This is a genomic window from Photorhabdus tasmaniensis (assembly GCF_011189505.1).
GTDB lineage: Bacteria > Pseudomonadota > Gammaproteobacteria > Enterobacterales > Enterobacteriaceae > Photorhabdus > Photorhabdus tasmaniensis.
This window is the reverse complement of sequence record NZ_PUJU01000037.1, coordinates 18,172-37,462: the sequence shown is the minus strand read 5'-3', so window position 1 is coordinate 37,462 and position 19,291 is coordinate 18,172. Positions and strand designations below refer to the sequence as shown.

The 19,291-nt window shown below is 39.1% G+C and carries 17 protein-coding genes, 1 tRNA gene and 1 pseudogene; 8 read left to right on the top strand and 11 right to left on the bottom strand.

Annotation, left to right across the window (positions count from 1 at the left end; all coding sequences use genetic code 11):
* The first annotated feature begins 7 nt into the window (after nucleotides 1-7).
* Entirely contained in the window at nucleotides 8-835 is an 828-nt protein-coding gene (locus C5471_RS16055) for an aldo/keto reductase (RefSeq protein WP_133816092.1), read from the top strand.
* 24 nt (nucleotides 836-859) lie between these two features.
* On the opposite strand, the gene serS is transcribed toward C5471_RS16055, so the two are convergent.
* Nucleotides 860-2,128, bottom strand: a complete 1,269-nt coding sequence (gene serS / locus C5471_RS16050) for a serine--tRNA ligase (RefSeq protein WP_166296125.1) — start codon at nucleotides 2,126-2,128, stop codon at nucleotides 860-862.
* 288 nt (nucleotides 2,129-2,416) lie between these two features.
* Here serS and C5471_RS16045 point away from each other — a divergent pair.
* Both C5471_RS16045 and C5471_RS16040 read left to right on the top strand, forming a co-directional pair.
* Nucleotides 2,417-3,387 (top strand): annotated as a pseudogene (locus C5471_RS16045) (IS30 family transposase).
* A 207-nt stretch (nucleotides 3,388-3,594) separates the two neighbouring features.
* A complete protein-coding gene (locus C5471_RS16040; protein WP_133816094.1) occupies nucleotides 3,595-4,059 on the top strand; it encodes a riboflavin synthase in 465 nt (154 codons plus the stop codon).
* Between the two features lie 102 nt (nucleotides 4,060-4,161).
* On the opposite strand, the gene purK is transcribed toward C5471_RS16040, so the two are convergent.
* The 4 genes from purK to ppiB all read right to left on the bottom strand — a co-directional run bounded on the left by purK (nucleotide 4,162) and on the right by ppiB (nucleotide 7,132).
* The gene (gene purK / locus C5471_RS16035) at nucleotides 4,162-5,229 is read right to left on the bottom strand and encodes a 5-(carboxyamino)imidazole ribonucleotide synthase (protein WP_133816095.1); all 1,068 of its coding nucleotides are present in this window, start codon (nucleotides 5,227-5,229) and stop codon (nucleotides 4,162-4,164) included.
* Entirely contained in the window at nucleotides 5,226-5,756 is a 531-nt protein-coding gene (gene purE / locus C5471_RS16030) for a 5-(carboxyamino)imidazole ribonucleotide mutase (RefSeq protein ID WP_133816096.1), read from the bottom strand. Before purE ends, purK begins: the two co-directional genes overlap by 4 nt.
* Before the next feature lie 148 nt (nucleotides 5,757-5,904).
* Nucleotides 5,905-6,627: a UDP-2,3-diacylglucosamine diphosphatase gene (lpxH, locus tag C5471_RS16025; RefSeq protein ID WP_133816097.1), complete on the bottom strand. Its 723-nt coding sequence runs from the start codon at nucleotides 6,625-6,627 to the stop codon at nucleotides 5,905-5,907.
* Between the two features lie 10 nt (nucleotides 6,628-6,637).
* Nucleotides 6,638-7,132 (bottom strand): peptidylprolyl isomerase B, encoded by a 495-nt coding sequence (gene ppiB / locus C5471_RS16020; protein WP_133816098.1) that lies wholly within the window; start codon nucleotides 7,130-7,132, stop codon nucleotides 6,638-6,640.
* Nucleotides 7,133-7,401: 269 nt separating this feature from the next.
* Here ppiB and cysS point away from each other — a divergent pair, with 269 nt between their 5' ends.
* Nucleotides 7,402-8,787 (top strand): cysteine--tRNA ligase, encoded by a 1,386-nt coding sequence (gene cysS / locus C5471_RS16015; RefSeq protein WP_133816099.1) that lies wholly within the window; start codon nucleotides 7,402-7,404, stop codon nucleotides 8,785-8,787.
* A gap of 70 nt (nucleotides 8,788-8,857) precedes the next feature.
* Here the strand turns inward: cysS and ybcJ are convergent, their stop codons facing one another.
* Together ybcJ and folD are read right to left on the bottom strand one after the other, a co-directional pair.
* Complete coding sequence (ybcJ, locus tag C5471_RS16010; protein WP_133816100.1) at nucleotides 8,858-9,070, bottom strand: ribosome-associated protein YbcJ; 213 nt, start codon at nucleotides 9,068-9,070, stop codon at nucleotides 8,858-8,860.
* On the bottom strand, nucleotides 9,070-9,945 hold the full coding sequence (folD, locus tag C5471_RS16005) for a bifunctional methylenetetrahydrofolate dehydrogenase/methenyltetrahydrofolate cyclohydrolase FolD (protein WP_133816101.1): 876 nt from the start codon (nucleotides 9,943-9,945) through the stop codon (nucleotides 9,070-9,072). Before folD ends, ybcJ begins: the two co-directional genes overlap by 1 nt.
* Nucleotides 9,946-10,140: 195 nt before the next feature.
* On the opposite strand from folD, the gene C5471_RS16000 reads away from it, so the two are divergent.
* Together C5471_RS16000 and C5471_RS15995 are read left to right on the top strand one after the other, a co-directional pair.
* A tRNA-Arg gene (locus C5471_RS16000) sits at nucleotides 10,141-10,217 on the top strand.
* A 174-nt stretch (nucleotides 10,218-10,391) separates the two neighbouring features.
* Entirely contained in the window at nucleotides 10,392-11,588 is a 1,197-nt protein-coding gene (locus C5471_RS15995) for a tyrosine-type recombinase/integrase (protein ID WP_133816102.1), read from the top strand.
* Between the two features lie 161 nt (nucleotides 11,589-11,749).
* On the opposite strand, the gene C5471_RS15990 is transcribed toward C5471_RS15995, so the two are convergent.
* From C5471_RS15990 to C5471_RS15975, 4 genes are all read right to left on the bottom strand, one after another.
* On the bottom strand, nucleotides 11,750-12,910 hold the full coding sequence (locus C5471_RS15990) for a reverse transcriptase family protein (RefSeq protein ID WP_133816103.1): 1,161 nt from the start codon (nucleotides 12,908-12,910) through the stop codon (nucleotides 11,750-11,752).
* A gap of 202 nt (nucleotides 12,911-13,112) precedes the next feature.
* Entirely contained in the window at nucleotides 13,113-14,366 is a 1,254-nt protein-coding gene (locus C5471_RS15985; RefSeq protein WP_133816104.1) for a phosphoribosyltransferase-like protein, read from the bottom strand.
* Nucleotides 14,367-14,613: 247 nt separating this feature from the next.
* Nucleotides 14,614-16,374, bottom strand: a complete 1,761-nt coding sequence (locus C5471_RS15980; protein ID WP_242688739.1) for a UvrD-helicase domain-containing protein — start codon at nucleotides 16,372-16,374, stop codon at nucleotides 14,614-14,616.
* Between the two features lie 2 nt (nucleotides 16,375-16,376).
* Nucleotides 16,377-18,287 (bottom strand): ATP-dependent nuclease, encoded by a 1,911-nt coding sequence (locus tag C5471_RS15975; RefSeq protein WP_133816106.1) that lies wholly within the window; start codon nucleotides 18,285-18,287, stop codon nucleotides 16,377-16,379.
* A gap of 235 nt (nucleotides 18,288-18,522) precedes the next feature.
* On the opposite strand from C5471_RS15975, the gene arsR reads away from it, so the two are divergent.
* Nucleotides 18,523-18,873, top strand: a complete 351-nt coding sequence (gene arsR, locus C5471_RS15970; protein ID WP_000060257.1) for an As(III)-sensing metalloregulatory transcriptional repressor ArsR — start codon at nucleotides 18,523-18,525, stop codon at nucleotides 18,871-18,873.
* Between the two features lie 47 nt (nucleotides 18,874-18,920).
* On the top strand, nucleotides 18,921-19,283 hold the full coding sequence (gene arsD, locus C5471_RS15965) for an arsenite efflux transporter metallochaperone ArsD (protein WP_133816107.1): 363 nt from the start codon (nucleotides 18,921-18,923) through the stop codon (nucleotides 19,281-19,283).
* Nucleotides 19,284-19,291 lie beyond the last annotated feature (8 nt).

The window sequence follows — 19,291 nt, the reverse complement described above, 5'->3', positions numbered from 1 at the left end:
ATTAGGTATGAACCTTACAACAGCTAAACTGATACTTGGGACTGAACATATACAGAAGAATAAACTTAATTCTATTTTGGATAGTGCTTGGAATATTGGATATCGTTATTTTGATACAGCAACAGGTTATGCTAATAACTTACACATAGCGAAGGCATTGTCACATTATCCAAGATATCAGTTCTTCATCAATGTGAAGATTTCACTAAATCAACTTAGTTATGATCCACTAGAGATCGTTATCGAAAAAATTTTACAGGATTATATGACTGATTATTTGGATTCTGTTTTAATTCACTCTCCAAAATCAGTTGATCACTTAACTGAATTAAGAAATTTAAATGAGTTAAAGCGAAAAGGGATAATCAATTATATTGGAGTAAGTAATTATACTGTGCATCATTTGTCAGAAATTTATCATGCAGGATTGCGAATTGACGCAATTCAATCTGAAATCCATCCATATTTACAGGAATTGGAGTTGATTGCTTTTTGTAAGATGAATGGGATATCAATAATGGCACATACACCATTTGCTCAAGGAAGAGTTTTCATTGATGAGCGAATTAAAGAATTGTCTCTTATCTATAAAACGAATGAGGCTGGAATTGTTCTGTCCTGGTTTCATAACAATGGTATTATTCCTATTTTTAGCTCTAATTCAGATATTCATTTAAGAGAAAATTTTATGAATCATGCTATTAAGAATAACTCATTGAATAGTTTCGATATTAGCTATCTAAACTTAGATCTGAGATTGTGTAACGACAAATCTTGGGCTGAGTTTGAAAAATTACCGCAGGATATTCATATCGATTTCCTGCGGCATAAATAGTTTTTTTATGTGAGATAGATTAATTTATAAATATTCGCTATTTATATATTTTAGTAATACTTTAGGAATTTGAATTTGACTATTTTCTAGTTGGTTTTGCTCCAATATAGGTATAATGGCACGAGTCGTTATTCCAGTTGCATTCAAAGTATGGGGAAATATTATATTTCCGTCACAATTTCTGTAGCGTATTTTCAAGCGTCGGGCTTGATAATCAGTACAGTTGCTGCAACTTGTTAGCTCCCCCCATCCCCAATTATCTGAGCCACCTCTACCTAACATCCAAGCTTCCAGATCATATTTTTTGTATGCAGGAGCTCCTAAGTCTCCAGAGCATATTTTTATGACTCTAAAATACAAACCAAGCTGTTTAAAAATCTCAATTTCAAATTCAAGAAGTTGCTCTAACATGGCTGAAGATGTCTCTGGTTCGACAATGCTTACGAGCTCTACTTTGTGAAACATTTTATTTCTATATAGGCCAGCATCTCTTCGGCCACTTGCACCTTCACGTCTAAAGCAGGGGGACAGAGCGGTCATACGAATAGGTAATATTGATTCTGGCAGTATACAATCTGAAAATTGTCCAATCAGGGGAATCTCTGCTGTACCTATCATGTATAAGCCATCATTTTCAAGAGGGAATAATTCATTTCCTTCTTCGTTTCGTCTGGGGTTAAAGCCCAAACCTTGCATTATTTCAGCTTTCGCCATCAATGGAACACTGACTTGTTCGAATCCTTTCTCAATAGCTTGATCTAGCACGAATCGCATCAAGGCGGTTTCTAAACGTGCTAAATTTCCGCGTAGTAGTGGGAACCCCGCTCCTCCTACTCGTGTACCGGCTTCAAAATCCATTCCTATTCTGGCACCTATTTTTATATGATCCAATGGCTCAAAATTGAATTTTGGCGTTTCGCCATAGACTTTGAATTCAACATTATGATCTTCGGTCTTCCCAATCGGAGTATCGTCGGAATACAGATTGGGTAACCGTATAACGAGGTTATTATATTCGGAAGCAATTTTCTCAAAAATATTTTCTAAAATAGAGATTTCATACTTTAACTGCTTACCACGAATAATGCCTGCATTTCTTTCTGTATCAGGTAATTTTGCAAGATTTTGTGCAAGTTTTTTTGACTCTGCTCGCAATAATTCCAGCTCTTGCTGAATTTTCCTTTTACGATGGTCTAGGGCAATTATTTGGGAGACATCGAAATCAAGACCTCTGTTATTGCAGATTTGTTGGATAAATTCGGGTTTTTCTCGAATGAGTTTAATATCTAACACGATTATTCCTCGGGCATTTATAGGTAGACAGAGCATTCATATTTGTCAATTTCCCTATAGTTGTCAACACAAACGAGAATGTGTGAGTTTATACCTTATAGGAGTACGCTTTGCATCATTTTTCACTGCTTATTCACAGCAGTAACTGTGTAGGTAGTTGTCTATCTTAATTAAAGGTGGATTCACATAATAAGCTAACCACCATAATTACTATGATACAAGTGCAATTTTTCAGAAGGGCGGTCAGTTGCTATAGTAGGCATCTTTCTCGCCAAAGGAAAATGCACTATGGCCTATACACAACTGACCGAAACAGAAAGATACCCGATTTCCAGTTTAAGAGACGCGGGTTTTTCACAACTTTTCATTGCTGAGTCACTTAAGCGAAGTCCGTCGACCATCAGCAGGGAATTGAAGAGAAATCAAGAAGTCCAGACATACTGCCCTGAACAGGTTCATTTGACGGGATTGGCGCGTCGTCATTTTGCTAAGAAAGCCGTGAAAATAATGCCGGAAATAAAAAAATGGATAAAACGGTTAATTTGGAAAGACTTAAGCCCTGAACAGGTGGTTGATTATTTGAAACAACATAAAGGGATATCTTTGCATCATGAGACGATTTATAGACTGATTTATAAAGATAAAATAGAGGGGAGTGATTTATGGCAACATCTGCGAATTGCCAGAAAACCCTATCGCAAATGCTATGGTCGCTATGAAAGAAGAGGCAAAATTAAAAATCGGGCCAGTATTGATGAACGCCCGGAAATTGTTGATAAAAAAGAACGTATTGGAGACTGGGAAGGAGATACGATAATAGGGAGAGAGATAAAAAGTGTCTTATTAACATGGGTTGACCGCAAGACGCTGTATACAATTATTGTTTAAACTTGATAGCAAGCGGGCATCTAGAAGTTGCGAAAGCGGTAGTGAAAGTATTATACCCGTTAAAACAAAAGGTTAAGACCATCACGTTCGATAACGGTTTGTAGTTCGCAGATCATGAAATCATGAGTGAAAAATGAGAAGCCCAAATTTACTTCGCTCATCCTTATTCGCCCTGGGAAAGAGGGAACAATGAGAATATCAATGGGTTAATCAGACAATATTTTCTAAAGGGAACCGATTTTAATGAAATCTCTGATTAGGAAATAAACTTTGTGGTAAACTAATTAAATAATCGCCCTCGAAAAACACGAGGTGGGAAAACACCAAATGAATTATTTAAGGAAATACGAACATGTTTACTTCCAGATTAACGATGTTACACTTGTATCATAGTAATTATGGTGGTTAGCTTATTATGTGAATCTACCAGATTTTTATATATTAAAATCATAAATATATAAAAAATTGATAAAATAAGTCGTGAAAATACCATTAATAACTCTTTACCAGAAATATATTTAAAGATAACATGAAAATTATTATTCAATGGTTTTTTTATTTAATAAAATGGGGTGATTATGTATACTGGAATTGTGCAAGGAAAAGAAACCGTATTATCTCTTGATAAAAGAAATGGATTTAGTACATTGACCATAAGTAATATTAATCATTTCTTTGACGATGTTTCTGTGGGTGCGAGTGTCGCTAATAGTCTGTATGGGCATATTGAAGGCGTAGCAAAAGTCGTTGATTTTATCGAAACTGGAGAAACCTATCGATTAATTATTAGCATTCCTGAAAATAATATCAAATATTTTTTCCATAAAGGTTTTATCGGTCTTCATGGTTGTAGTTTAACAATAAATGGCATAAATGAAGAAAATAAAACCATAGAATTGAATTTAATTCCGGAAACATTAAGAGCAACTAATCTTAGTGATATTAAAATTGGCGATTTACTGAATTATGAAATAGATCAAACAACGAGAGCTATTGTAGATACGCTAGCCAGAGCGATTAATGCTAATAAATTAACACAATAATCAAAGGAATATGAAATAATTCGGAACGAGTGGGAATGTGGAGCGGTAAACTATTTTATTTCCGCTTCCACATTTAACTCCGGGCTATTAGCTGATAAACAGCTAATTTAATTTTTCTTGTATCCACTCCAGACCACTCTGATATTCAGATGGCAGCATTGGGATTAGTTTTCGCAACGTATCTTTTAATTCGTTTTTATCTGAATGAGAAAGATTAAGGTGACCGACCTTACGCGCTGGACGAACTTCTTTCTCATACCAATGCAAGTGTACTAATGGCAAACTGAGCCATTGATTATTTACATCTGTACCGATCAAATTGACCATGACTGATGGTGCGGTAACTTCTGGTTGAGGCATAGGTAAATCCAGAATAGCGCGGAGATGTAATTCGAACTGGCTGATGGAAGCGCCGTTCTGAGTCCAGTGACCACTGTTATGAACCCGTGGTGCCAGTTCATTAATCAGTAAATGATCATCGACGATAAAACACTCCATTGCCATTACGCCGACATATTTCAACTTATGCATAATGGCTGACAACATGTTCTGAGCCTGCTGTTGTAAATGGCCGTTTTCCTGAGGAAAGGCAATACTGGCCCGCAAGATACCATCTTGATGCAGATTGTGAGTCAATGGATAGAACACACAATCACCTCTTTCATTGCGTGCACCGACCAATGAAACTTCACCAGAGAAAGGAATCGCTTGTTCGGCAATACATTCACCATAAATATCGGTTGGTAACGCTGTTTCATCTCCGGGGCGGATGCGCCATTGCCCGCGGCCATCATAACCGCCGATACGGCGTTTAACGATAACGAAGTTACCGAGTTCTGCGAATAGTTGCGGCCATTGGCGGATATCAGACAGTAATTGCCACGGAGCAGTTGCGAGCCCAAGACTATCTATTAATTGCTTTTGTGGCAGACGATCTGCCAGGCGGGGAAAAATATCCCGATTAGCAAAAGCCTTATGGCGGGCGAGTTCCTGAGTAAGAGCGGTTTCCGGCCAGCGCTCAATTTCGGCGGTGATAACACTATTTTGGTAAGGAACAGCTTCGGGTTCTGCATCCAGGCCAACCGGATAAACCGTGATACCTAAAGGCTCACCTGCCTGACGTAACATCCGGCCGAGCTGACCGTTACCTAATACACAAACTGGCTTCATGCTTCCTCCCGTGGATCGGGATTATCGAGTACATCCTGAGTTTGTGTTTCACGCCAGTAGGTAAGGCGTTTCAGTAAATTTTTATCATGACGAGCCAGAATCTGTGTTGCCAGCAAGGCTGCATTTGCCGCGCCTGCTTTTCCAATCGCTAGTGTGCCGACGGGAATACCTTTTGGCATCTGTACGATTGAGTAGAGGCTGTCTACACCATTAAGTGCTGCACTTTGTACGGGTACGCCCAGAACCGGGACCAGCGTTTTAGCTGCCAGCATTCCGGGTAAATGGGCAGCACCACCTGCGCCAGCGATAATGATATCAAAACCATTTTGTTCAGCTTGTTCGGCAAAACTGAATAGTTTATCTGGTGTACGGTGGGCAGAAACAATTTCAACATGAAACGGGACATCAAGGGCGGTGAGAATATCCGCCGCGTGCTGCATAGTAGCCCAGTCGCTTTTGGACCCCATGACGATTGCAATTTTGGCGTTGTGTTGAGTTGTTCCTGCTGAATCAGGCCGGGCAATCATAAATCAAATGCTCCTGTGTTTTAACGTCCACCAGAACGAAAATAGCGCTTTAAGACCGCAGATCATATCATGGTCGCAAGCTAAGGAAAACGATTGCGTTGCTTTATGCTTTGATTGTATTACCTGGATGTGAGTGTTCTCCCATCGATCAGAATGGGAAAAAGATAAGATCGATTGATTTGTCTGTGACTTTGAACATTGAACCTTGATGGTGCCATGCACCAAGCACACCACGGTAGACGATTTTGTTTTGCAGAAGAGTTTTATGTACAGCTGGGCGGTGAGTATGTCCATGAATCATCCAGTCAGCTTGATACTGCTCAACAACATCAATAACGGCTTGCTGGTTGACATCCATAATTACTTCGGATTTTCTGCTGTTGATAGATTGGCTGTTTGCCCGCATTTTTTCGGCGATTTTCTGACGGATAAACAGGGGTAATAATAAAAACAGGCGCTGGATCCACGGGGTATGAACCCGTTTACGATATTGTTGATAACCTTCGTCATCAGTACACAAAGTATCTCCGTGTAGGATAAGCACCCGCTTACCATACAGTTCCAATACCTTTTCTTGTGGTAGCAATATGATCCCACTTTCTTTAGCAAAGCGGGAACCGATTAGAAAATCACGGTTGCCATGAATAAAATAACAGGTAACACCTTGTTTTTTCAGTATTTTTAATGCAGCGGCAATTTCACTGTGAAGAGGATTATCATCATCATCACCAATCCAGTAATCGAACAGATCACCAAGAATATAGAGACTATCCGCCTGACTAGCATCCTCACGCAGAAAACGCAGAAAACCGGCAGTGATTGCCGGTTCGTGTTCGCTGAGATGTAAATCTGCGATAAAAAGTGTGCACATACGTGGTGAATTACTCGCTGACAGTCACTTTCTCAATGATAACGTCTTCGCGTGGTACGTCTTGGTGCATACCGCTGCGGCCGGTAGATACGCCTTTGATTTTATCAACAACATCCATACCATCGACTACTTCTGCGAATACACAGTAACCCCAGCCATCAGGGCGTTCAGAACGGAAGTTCAGGAAATCATTATCAACGACATTGATGAAAAACTGTGCAGTTGCTGAATGTGGATCATTGGTACGTGCCATAGCCAGAGTACCACGGTTGTTTTTCAGACCGTTATTGGCTTCGTTTTTGATAGCCTCGTCAACCGATTTTTGTTTCATACCAGGTTCAAACCCACCACCTTGAATCATGAAACCGTTAATAACACGGTGAAAGATAGTGTTATCGTAGAAGCTATTGCGGCAGTAGTTCAAGAAATTTTCAACAGTTACAGGAGCTTTGTCGGCGAAAGTATTAATTACGATATCGCCAAAATTGGTATGGAAAGTCACCATAATTGAAATCCTAATAATAGTTTTGATTAACCCGGTTTAGGGCATTTGGACCAGGCGGCTTTTATATCACATCTACCATAATGAGTCAGTACCTATTAATTTCAGTAAGCTATATTGACCGCCAACCTTGCAAAGCGCTTAATATCAGGTTTCAATATCTTATTGGACTATGCCATATCGAGTATTTATTTATGAGATAAGGGCATAAATCCAGAATTATCAATTCGTTATTTTTAATCACACGTACAGTGAATTTACGGAAAATCCCGATGCTAAAAATTTTCAATACCCTCAGTCGTCAGAAAGAAGAATTTAAGCCAATCCATCCAGGGAAAGTAGGGATGTACGTGTGTGGTATCACGATTTATGACCTGTGCCATATTGGTCACGGCAGAACATTTGTCTCCTTTGATGTGGTTGCCCGTTACCTGCGCTATCTGGGATACGATTTGACCTACGTGCGCAATGTGACCGATGTTGATGACAAAATCATCAAACGTGCAGCGGAAAATCATGAAAGTTGTGATGATCTGACCAGCCGTATGCTGGCAGAAATGCATAAGGATTTTGATACGTTGAATATTTTACGTCCTGACTTGGAGCCACGCGCGACGCGTCATATCCCAGAGATTATTGAACTGACAGAATCGTTGATAAAACGTGATTATGCTTACGTGGCAGATAATGGTGATGTCATGTTTTCCGTCGAAAGTGATCCGGATTACGGATCACTTTCCCGTCAGGATCTCAGCCAGTTACAGGCGGGTGCACGAGTAGAAGTGGCCGATGTCAAGCGTAACCCAATGGATTTCGTATTGTGGAAAATGTCTAAGCCGGGTGAACCAAGCTGGGAATCGCCGTGGGGAGCTGGTCGTCCTGGCTGGCATATTGAATGTTCTGCCATGAACAACAAACAGTTGGGCAATCATTTTGACATCCATGGTGGCGGTGCTGATCTAATGTTTCCGCATCATGAAAATGAAATTGCTCAGTCTACCTGTGCCCATGATGGCCCGTATGTGAATTATTGGATGCACTCTGGAATGGTGATGGTGGATAAAGAGAAGATGTCCAAATCGCTGAACAACTTCTTTACTATCCGTGACGTACTGGAATATTACGATGCAGAGACGGTACGTTACTTCCTGTTGTCAGGCCATTATCGCAGCCAGCTTAACTACACTGAAGAGAACCTGAAACAGGCGCGCACTGCGCTTGAACGTCTATATACGTCTCTGCGTGGCACGGATGCTTCTGTACAACCGGCAGGGGGTGAAGTGTTTGAAGTACGTTTCAATGAAGCAATGAATGATGATTTCAATACGCCAGAGGCTTATTCGGTTTTGTTTGATATAGCGCGTGAAATCAACCGATTGAAATCAGAAAATATGGTTGCGGCGAATGGCCTAGCGGCTGAGTTACGTAAACTGGCAGGCATTTTAGGCTTGTTGGAACAAGAGCCGGAACAATTTCTGCATAGTGGCGTTCAAGATGATGATGAAGAAATTACCAAAATTGAAGCTCTGATTAAGCAGCGTAATGATGCCCGTAAAAACAAAGATTGGGCGCTGGCAGATTCTGCCCGTAATCAGTTGAATGAAATAGGAATTGAGCTGGAAGACGGCCCGCAGGGAACGAGTTGGCGTCGTAAGTAAGTTAGATATATTTTGAGTCACTGAACTGACTTTATAAAATAGGCTCCCTTTTGGGGGGAGCCTATTTTAGTTATTCTTTGATGCAAACAGAGTCACCGTTGAAGGTAACAACCTGTCCGGCAGTAATTTTGCAGCGTTTGCGCGTTTCTGTCTGACCATTGACTTCAATCAGACCTTCAGCAATAACTGCTTTGGCGGCTGCACCGCTTTCACTCCATCCTTGAAACTTCAGCAGAGCACACAGCTCCACATGAGGATGGCCTTCTAAATGAAAAATTTCCATTAACAACCTTCAGTTTTTTCCACGTTGTGGTATTCCTCGCAGGCTTGCAAGGTATTTTGGATAAGCGTGGCTACTGTCATTGGACCGACACCCCCTGGAACAGGCGAAATCCAGCTTGCCCGCTCTGATGCAGTTTCAAAATCAACATCCCCAATGACCTTACCGTCTTCCAGACGGTTAATACCTACATCAATAACGATAGCGCCTGGTTTAATCCATTCACCGGGGATAAAGTTTGGTTTACCGACAGCCACAATCAGCAGATCCGCATGTTCCACATGGTGGCGTAAATCTTTGGTAAAGCGATGAGTCACCGTGGTGGTACAGCCAGCCAGTAGCAGTTCCAGACTCATTGGACGACCAACAATATTTGAAGCGCCGATAATGACGGCATTCAGACCATAAGTATTGATTTCGCAGCGTTCAAGCAACGTTGCGATCCCGCGCGGAGTACAGGGGCGCAGCTTGGGAGCACGTTGACACAGACGACCAATATTATAGGGGTGGAAGCCATCAACATCCTTATCGGGTTGGATACGCTCCAGAACTTTGACATTATCGATACCGGCAGGTAAAGGGAGTTGCACCAGAATTCCATCAATTTCTGAATCATTATTGAGTTGATCGATAAGGTTCAGTAACTCTGCTTCACTGGTAGTATCTGGCAGATCATAAGAACGGGAGACAAACCCGACTTCTTCACAGGCACGGCGTTTGCTTGCGACATAAATCTGAGAAGCGGGGTTTTCCCCGACTAAAACAACGGCAAGACCGGGAGCACGTTTTCCCGCTGCGACACGTTGTTGAACACGTTCAGTGACTTCCCTTCTGATTGTCTGCGCAATCGTTTTCCCGTCAATAATTTTTGCTGGCATGTACTAATAAATCCATAAATCAAACATTGGGATACGCCTATTTTGTCAGAACATGAGCGTGCTGTCAGTTTTATTGATAATCAGAAAATAGACAGATGGAGATTTATAAGCAGAAAAGCCATTGACTCAAGGGTTTGTCCCCGTATAATCTCACCCCGCATCAGAGCATTACTGATGCAGCTCATCTCCCAAGATGCGCCCTTAGCTCAGCTGGATAGAGCAACGGCCTTCTAAGCCGTAGGTCACGGGTTCGAATCCTGTAGGGCGTACCATTTTCAAGTCAACACACCTCTACTGAATTCGCTTTTTCTCCTTTATACTCCCTGAAATCACTGAATTTTTCTGTCCCGAGCTCTACTGTGGTCAACTCAGTTATACCCAAATCAAGTGGTATCTGGGGGCCTTTGAGGGGGCTCATCTCGTTCAATGGAAATTAGGGGCCCCATATGCCACTAAATGCACGACAGATTGATACTGCAAAACCCAAAGAAAAAGAATACAAGCTCACCGATGGCGGTGGCTTATATCTGTTAGTAAAGCCCAATGGTGCGAAGTACTGGCGCTTTAAGTACCGTGTTTTGGGTAAAGAGAAAAAACTTTCTATCGGGGTTTATCCTGATATCTCTTTGGCAGATGCTCGGCTGAAACGCGAAGAAGCTCGCAAGATTGTTGCTTTAGGTGGCGATCCGAGCGAAGAGAAGAAAGCTGAAAAATTAGCTCAGAAGGCTAATGTAGAAAACACATTCAAAGCTATTGCCTTGGAATGGCATGAATACAAACGACCTAACTGGTCTAAAGGCTATGCCGAAGATCTGATGGAAGCTTTTGAAAACGATATCTTCCCGGATATAGGTAAGCGCCCAATCGCTGAAATTGAGCCGCTGGAAGGACTAACAACACTGCGTAAACTAGAAAAACGTGGTGTGCTCGATAAATTGCGAAAAATTCGTCAGGCCTGCAAACAAGTATGCAATTACGCCATTGTTACAGGCAGAGCCAAGACCAACCCCTTTTCTGAACTTGCAAGTGCGCTAAAGGCACCTAAGTCAACGAACTACCCCCACTTACTGACTGATGAACTACCTGCTTTCTTGCAAGCACTCGCTTCATATTCAGGTAGTCCCATAACCAGGTTAGCAACAAAGATTCTAATGTTAACTGGCGTACGCACCGTAGAGTTGCGTATGGCTGAATGGAAAGAGTTTGATTTTGATAAGCGAGTTTGGGAAGTGCCGGTCGAAAGGATGAAGATGCGCCGCCCTCACCTTGTACCATTATCTAATCAAGTTGTGGCGGCATTGCGAGAGATCCAGGCAGTTACTGGCCGCTTTAACCTGGTATTTCCAGGGCGTAATGACATCACCAAGCCAATGAGCGAAGCGAGCATCAATCAGGTATTAAAAAGGATTGGGTATCACGGGAAAGCGACGGGACATGGTTTTAGGCACACAATGAGTACTATTCTGCATGAGCAAGGCTATAACACGGCATGGATCGAGTTACAGCTGGCTCATGTGGATAAGAACACCATTCGTGGCACATACAACCATGCGCAGTATTTAGAGCAACGTAGGGAGATGTTGCAGTGGTACGGGGATTATATTGGTAATATTGGAAAGTCTAGACTCACAAATGTGTCATAGATGACCTTTCAAACTGAAAATATAGTTTTGAGTGTCTCTGGAATGAATGTACAATTGGTGGTGAGTGTTTTAATAAATCATTAAGATTGAAATTATTAAAAATAAGTTAAAGCCTGATCTTGCAGGCTTTAATTCTCAAAACTTACAATTAATACTGTGTTTTATATATCTAATGGCCATTTTATTTTTTTATAAAGACTTAGCATTTTCTCTCCGAATTCAGGTTCAATACTTTTTGCATAATTGATTAATCCTTTTAGATGGTTTCTAAAACCGATAACAGAAGAAAAACCTTTTCTTTTTGCATGATTAATCGGTCCTACATCAGAATGCAAACAAAAATGAATGTGCTGTTTAATTTTGTACTTTACGTTTTTATCTAAGCTCACACTTTTTTTATCAACATTTAAGCCTAAAACAACCTTTTTGGAACTAGGGGGGATGATTTCTGTTTTTGTTTTGTTTGGTTCAAAACCAAAGCTTTTTAAAATTGAAAAAACCTTACTTATAAATAGTGTGGCATTTTTTCTATTAAAGTTAATGGAGTTTGTTGAAAATGTGAGGTCATCTGAATATCTGGTATACCTTAGCCCGTTTTCAACTGCTAATTCTTCTAAAGTTTCATCTAATTTGAAACATACAATGTTTGATAGCATTGGGCTGCTGGGAGCTCCTTGAGGAAGACTACCCATTTCTGAAATGCTGGAACGATGGTAAATTTTATAGTTGTGTCGATGGTCAATTTTCCATCTTGAATCAATTTCGTGAGGATTTCTAAGACTAAGCCAAGTGCAAATTCTGGCCATTTCAAATGAAATAAGCGCCGGGAATCCATTCTCCCTAAATGCACGATAAACAGAAATTTCAGATATAGAGTCAAAAAAATTAACTATATCTAACTTCAATAACCATCTGCTTTCAACGTGAACACTTGCGGCATCCACAATCGATGAGTCACGAATATATGCAAAGCATGCTGGATGTACCTGAAATTCCTGGAGGACTTCTTTATGCAGAAATCTTTGAACTTTGCATAATTGTGGATTAGGAATACATATTTTTCTTCTACGATTCCTTCCTTTTTTTCTAATATAGAAAAAACGATAAGGATGTATATATTCTCTACTAACTATCTCTCTTAAGAATGAGTATTCGACACCAGCTAAGAAAGATAAATTTCTAAGGGTAAAAATAGGTAGAATATATTTACCATGCTGAATTATATTCTTTGCATGTTTTATAGCATGTTCAATAGTATTCTGATCGATATCCTGATTTTTCGCACTTGCCTGGAAGCGTTGAGGGGACCACCGTTGTCTCATTTACTTTGGCCCCGAAGGGGTGAGGGGGATCGGCGCAATAGATAAGTCTGCGTTTCACCCGACATCGTCGGTATTGCGTCGATCCCGCTTACACTAATGCGAGAGCTATTCCATGAGCACGTAAAGTATACGGCCCCCAGTTTACACTTTGTAGTTACTGGACAAGTGAATGGTGTCACTTGTGAAGACGCTAAATAAAACATTATGATGGTCCTCTCAACGTCTTAGGACAGTAATATATTTTGTCTGAAGCCGGAAGTGTTTTTTTACTAAATAGTTTTTTATTCTCTTTTCTTAGATAAGACAATAAAAAACGTCCTTCATCTGTGATTCTACGTTTCGAATCGACCCATTCTAAATACATTAATTTTGTAAGCATTGTGCAAACCTCATTAGAAGATAGACCACTCCGGCTAGCTATAGCACTATTACTTCGTGGTGACTTGTTCAAAGCAGCTAGTAATAGAATGGTTTTTTTTGCTTCCTCATCAAGTGTTGCTAATTTTTTGGAAGCAGAAAGCCTCTTTTCTCCCATCACCCTCAAGTATTCTTTTTCATTTATATTGGAAATCCTACTAGGAAGTTCCGCAATGACATCATTTGTCGCTCGCCCACGGAAAAATGGCTTCCACGTAGCTGATCTTTTATATAATATCAGCGGAGCATTATTAGGTAATCCATGAGAATAGCATATTAAAGAAGATACACCACCATATCCTAAAAAACTGGTTGTTTTTGTATGTTTCTTTTGAGGATTATATTTGTTGCAAATTTCATATATTTTTCGCCTCTCTTCATAGGTGAAACTATTGTCTATGGTTGGACATATTCTTGAGTAGAAAACTGAAGGTTTCGTTTTGTTAAGTTCCACACGACTCAGACCGAACTCTGTAGCAGCAAAGCAGACAACATAAACATTGAGATGTCCTGATGACAGCCAACTTTTTATAGATGGAGTGTTCCAAAAACAGTTTAAATATTTATTTAATTGATTTCCGCTTCCGATTGTATCAGTTAGTACAACAATTTTGTTTATTCTTTTACTACGCATGATTTCTGCGGATGGATAATTATAGTATTTTCTACTGTCTAATCTTTGGAAACGAGTGATGATATTATTTAATATTCCTTCACTACCAATTTCGATTTTTTTATCAATGGTAGATAATATAGGAGGGAAAGCATTGCCAAAAGCACGTTGAGGCTTCTCAGTCTTAAAAGAATAGACTGTTTCATCATCTAAAACTTCTCTTTCAACAAACAGGGCTATTTTATCCTCTTCCTTGTTGCATATTTCATCGACTAAGGCATTGATCTTAACCTCAAATTCATGGCTTGAAATCCATTGTATTTTTTTCAACAATAAGCTGGCATAGGGTTGATCTTGTTCTTCAAACTGTTCTAGCCATAGTTGTGCTCTTTCCGACTTCTCTAATGAAATTTCTGCGTCCTTCATTGGTCAAGCCCTGTTTGACGGTTGGTAAGTACATCCACTTTAAGTTTATAAACCAATAACATTGTAATATAAAAACTAAAATTTATGATTTTTTTGTGGGATTCTATGAACTAATTCTCATAATTTTTAAGATCATGAAAATACATCTGAACAATGTAATTGATTTTCATTGCCTTGGAGTGTTTGCACTAAAGTCATCAGAGTTTATCCTTACCTGCATCATTTTAATGGATGCAGGCAAATGTTTTTACATAATGGTAAATCCAAGGTCTTTTAATATTGCAATTTCATCATTTTTTAATTTACTCACTGCCCAGATTAATTTATACCTTGGTCTTGAACTTGCAACGTAGGCAAATCGTGCCGCTTCTGAATTGGGGTTGTTTATCCATTGTTTCCAATGTGAGCCTGTTTTTCCAGTATTTGACGAGGATGATAATAGAATTGTCACATCATGGGTTTCACCTTTAACACTATGAATTGTAGCGTATTTATAAGATTCATTATTAGTACTATTTGTTTTAAGACATCCTGACACGCTAAGTTTGGCAAGCCCCGTAGGTGATTTTATGGGTGATGAAAATACTTCCTCAATTATAGATTTTAAATCTTCACTAACAAATGGTTGTTGATGGATAATGGACAGGGTTTTATTAGCATTCTTACACCACGTACTCCAAGTTATCTCAAAGTCATGAAGATTATTCCTCGCAAGAAAATCCAATGTGTTGAAAAGGAAAGTTCGCCATTGTACAGATGACTCTACCTGCGTTGGACAGTTAAATATGGATTCTCTAATTGGATAATTTAATTTTGAACGAATTACTACCGATAATAACTGCAATGATTTTTTGATGTTCTGAGTTTCTTTCATTGAGAAATAATTTATTGCGTTAACAAGATTTTTTACCTGATTGTCTTCGATACCATCAAATGTAAATTTTTTCAAAATGGAATGCCCACGGGCTACAATTACGTTGTTGCTGTAGTCGAGGCATAACTTTCCAATCTTGTCGATTAATTCTAATGGTGTTTCATTATATTGTAATACGACGCAGGGTGACTCAATCGAGCAAAACTGTCCCTTAACTACACCTGTTGATGTTAATTTTGAACAAAGATCAATGATTTGCTGACAGCTTCTGTAATTGATTTTCAATGGCATTTTCTTAAATTTATTATCTGCGATGAATTTTATTGTATCCTTAGGATCTACATCACGAAAACTATAAATTGATTGATCTAAATCACCGACAAAGTGTAGCTTAACGCCTAAATCATGAAGCCCTTGCAATATGAATAAGTGCTCGCATGATAAATCTTGGCATTCATCAATAACAATGAGTGGAAATCTTTTTGAAAGTAACGAAGCATAGTCTTTATATTTTTCATCAATGAAAATTTCAGCGGCTAGATATAATGAATCATCGTGCGTCATAAAACCTGATTCGAACAGCTTATGTTTTGTTTTTATTAGATCGTCTAGCTGCCACTGTTCCCATTTGATGGAGTTTCTGATTCTATCAAGCTCGGAGTTATCTGAGTTGAACAATATGCAATTATTTTTCCGATCAAATGTATAATGATGCGCTTTTATCTTTCCTCGCTTGTTGTATGCATATTTTGTCTGAATGAATAAAGGTGATATCGCTTCTATGATTCTTACAGTATTATTGTTATTTCCTGCATCAAAATGAGTCAAACTTTTAGAGTTAGGGTTAATTAAGAACTTAAATATAAAACTATCAAAAGTTCCTATGAAGTGGGGGAATCTATTTGCTATATTGAGGGAATGCTGTTGAACTCTTGATAAAAGTTCATCTGTCGCACTATTAGAAAAGGATAATAAAGCTATACCACCCGGACTGAGTGTCCAGTTATTTATTTCCTTTACAATTTTTGCAGCAATAACTTCAGTTTTACCACTACCCGGACAAGCTTCAAGGTAAATACTAGAGCTAATTGAGGATTCGATATAATCGATCTGCTGAGAGTTAAAATCCTTCATTTTCACACTGCCTCATCTGGACATGCCCAGAGAATAGCATTTTTAATATATTCTGGCGTTTCAAATTTAACTTTATTCTTTGATATTTTCTCCGACAGACTTTGTGCAAAATATCCTTTTCCTAATTCATTGTTCTCGATGTATTGTAATAATTCATTTGCAATTATGGCCCGCTCGCAAGATTTTTTTTTCGACCAATCATCTTTTACATCCATAATTGCTTTTATTTTCTTCTTTATATCCCCATCTGTTGGCCAAATTTCATAAAGCACAAATGACATAGCTGCAATATTATTCCCTTCCATAGCTAGGTCGTATTCAAGAGTTTTGTATTTGCTTACATACAGCCTTGAGTGTCTAGAACTGTTTATCTCTTCTACGAGCTTGATAGCATGATTGGTTCCTTCATACATTTCAGCATCATGAGGGATAATTATTTTTTCAATAAACTTTTCTCCTTCCACTAGTTCTTTTATCTTTTTGGGAGGATCAAGATCTGTTAATCCCGCACAGCGAATAGGTATACTTAATCCTTCATGTTTTGTTTTTTCACTTGGGATTGTGAAGTTGCAATATAATCCCATGAAGTGTCTGAAATAGATTCCATTAAGATTTATAACAGAAACACCTAAGTCTGATAATGTATTCTTCCCTACGTCTCTATCAGCTAATATCTCTTTAGCTAAAACTGGTAATAGCATTTGTTCGGCTATACCTTCAACAAGAATTACCCCACTTGCGAAAAGCAAGTTGGATTTAGTTACATCCATCCATCTATCAATGAACTCTTTACTTTTTTTTGCTAACCCACAGTCTTTTAAACGTGTTGCAACTGGAGAAGACGATTTGGATAAGTGAATGATTGAATCAACACTGACTGAAGATGCAAGCGTTGTTGAATGAGTTGTGACAATTACTTGTACATTATTATCTTTGTCTTCGGATACTTTTTTTAAATGATCAAGTAGTCTTATTTGAAGTTGTGGGTGTAAATGAGCTTCGGGTTCTTCTATTAATAATAATCTGCAAGTGGATGGATCTTGTTCGTAACCGAGAGTTAGTTCAGCTAATATAGACGCAATATAAAGAAGGTTATTATAACCTAAGCTGTTTTGCTCTAAATTCCTAAAAAGTTTGGTGTCATCTTCATTCAGATTAGGGAAGAATATAAGCCGTAAACTTTCAACAATCCTAGTAAAGTCACTTTCTGCAAATTGAATTGCTGTATTTTGACCAAAATTAAGTCCTATAGCATTCTGTAGATGGTTTTTTATTAACTGGTTTGCTGCTTTAATACCGTATAAATCACTATTTGATAATTCATCATTGAAGGTGTTCACTTTATTTACAAGAGGATGTACACCACCACTTTTTTTAAGTGATTTTAAATCTTTTCTATTTACAGCTTTTAATAGTTTCGATAACCTAGACTGTCTCCCATTGGTTAGTTTTGATTCGGCATCCCTTAATGGAGGGAGATAAATGCAATAAATTATGTCTAATAATTCATAATCAAATTGAGAATTTTGCGAATCACCACCCCAAAGTGTTTTTTTATACCTTCCTCTTATTTCCTTATTCTCAACGTATAAATTTAATTTAGCTACATCTGAGTTCCCTGACCAGGGTAGTAAGGCAATTTTCTCTATTGTATCTAAATTTGAAAATTCTGCATTAATTGTAAATGAATCACTAACTTTTGGAGGACTGCAAAATGGGCTGTGAAAATCATTTTCAGTTATGTTATATCGTTCGGATTCTGAATCTATAAACAATTGCCTTATTGAGTTTATAATAGCTGACTTCCCAGCGCCATTTTCTCCTACAATAACGCTAAGGCCTTCATTTAATGAAATATTAAATTCTCTATCAAAACATCTAAAACCTTTAATTTTTAATTTGCTTAGAAACATATGAGTATCCATCCTAATAATATCAGCAAATTTCTTACTTAGATTTAAAACCCTAAGTAAACGATCTAACTAAAAAACAACCGAATTTCAAGGTATTAAAGAAAAAAGTAAGTTCCCTCTCCCTGATTTGTGGGATACATCTCGTAAATACATATAACATATTTGTTTTTTCGAATATGAATGTTGATTTTGATCCTTTTGAGAGTATCCTAACTTCAATAGAACAGGAGGTCAGATGTCACTAACATCCTTACAGCTCTTCAAAAACCTCTCCGATGAAACCCGTTTGGGCATTGTGCTGCTGCTCAGAGAGATGGGAGAGCTGTGCGTGTGCGACCTTTGCACTGCACTGGAACAGTCACAGCCCAAGATCTCCCGCCATCTGGCAATGCTCCGGGAAAGTGGACTTTTACTGGATCGCAAACAGGGCAAGTGGGTTCACTACCGCTTATCCCCGCATATTCCTTCCTGGGCCGCTCAGGTGATTGAGCAGGCCTGGTTAAGCCAACAGGACGACGTACAGGCCATCGCCCGTAAGCTGGCATCAGCCAACTGCTCTGGCAGCGGTAAGGCTGTTTGCATCTAAAAAATTTGCCTTAACATATATGATTTTACGAATGTGAGGTATTAAAGATGAAAACGTTAACGGTGTTTGACCCGGCAATGTGCTGCAGTACCGGGGTATGTGGCTCAGATGTCGATCAGGTTCTGGTTGATTTCTCTGCTGATGTGCAGTGGCTGAAAGGACGTGGCTTACAGGTTGAACGTTACAACCTGGCGCAACAGCCGATGAGCTTCGTTGAGAACGAAAAAGCGAAAGCATTCCTTGAAGCTTCTGGAGCCGAAGGGCTTCCGCTGCTGTTACTGGATGGTGAAACGGTGATGGCCGGGCGATACCCAAAACGCGCTGAACTGGCGCACTGGTTTGGTATACCGCTGGAAAAGGTGGGTTTAGCTTCCACCAGTTGCTGTGGTGGTAAAACTTCCTGTTGTTGAGTATGTCA

Coding starts and splice junctions, on each gene's coding strand:
- C5471_RS16055 (WP_133816092.1), top strand. CDS start 8: ATGAACCTTACAACAGCTAAACTGATACTTGGGACTGAACATATACAG.
- C5471_RS16040 (WP_133816094.1), top strand. CDS start 3,595: ATGTATACTGGAATTGTGCAAGGAAAAGAAACCGTATTATCTCTTGAT.
- purK (WP_133816095.1), bottom strand. CDS start 5,229: ATGAAGCCAGTTTGTGTATTAGGTAACGGTCAGCTCGGCCGGATGTTA.
- purE (WP_133816096.1), bottom strand. CDS start 5,756: ATGATTGCCCGGCCTGATTCAGCAGGAACAACTCAACACAACGCCAAA.
- lpxH (WP_133816097.1), bottom strand. CDS start 6,627: ATGTGCACACTTTTTATCGCAGATTTACATCTCAGCGAACACGAACCG.
- ppiB (WP_133816098.1), bottom strand. CDS start 7,132: ATGGTGACTTTCCATACCAATTTTGGCGATATCGTAATTAATACTTTC.
- cysS (WP_133816099.1), top strand. CDS start 7,402: ATGCTAAAAATTTTCAATACCCTCAGTCGTCAGAAAGAAGAATTTAAG.
- ybcJ (WP_133816100.1), bottom strand. CDS start 9,070: ATGGAAATTTTTCATTTAGAAGGCCATCCTCATGTGGAGCTGTGTGCT.
- folD (WP_133816101.1), bottom strand. CDS start 9,945: ATGCCAGCAAAAATTATTGACGGGAAAACGATTGCGCAGACAATCAGA.
- C5471_RS15995 (WP_133816102.1), top strand. CDS start 10,392: ATGCCACTAAATGCACGACAGATTGATACTGCAAAACCCAAAGAAAAA.
- C5471_RS15990 (WP_133816103.1), bottom strand. CDS start 12,910: ATGAGACAACGGTGGTCCCCTCAACGCTTCCAGGCAAGTGCGAAAAAT.
- C5471_RS15985 (WP_133816104.1), bottom strand. CDS start 14,366: ATGAAGGACGCAGAAATTTCATTAGAGAAGTCGGAAAGAGCACAACTA.
- C5471_RS15980 (WP_242688739.1), bottom strand. CDS start 16,374: ATGAAGGATTTTAACTCTCAGCAGATCGATTATATCGAATCCTCAATT.
- C5471_RS15975 (WP_133816106.1), bottom strand. CDS start 18,287: ATGTTTCTAAGCAAATTAAAAATTAAAGGTTTTAGATGTTTTGATAGA.
- arsR (WP_000060257.1), top strand. CDS start 18,523: ATGTCACTAACATCCTTACAGCTCTTCAAAAACCTCTCCGATGAAACC.
- arsD (WP_133816107.1), top strand. CDS start 18,921: ATGAAAACGTTAACGGTGTTTGACCCGGCAATGTGCTGCAGTACCGGG.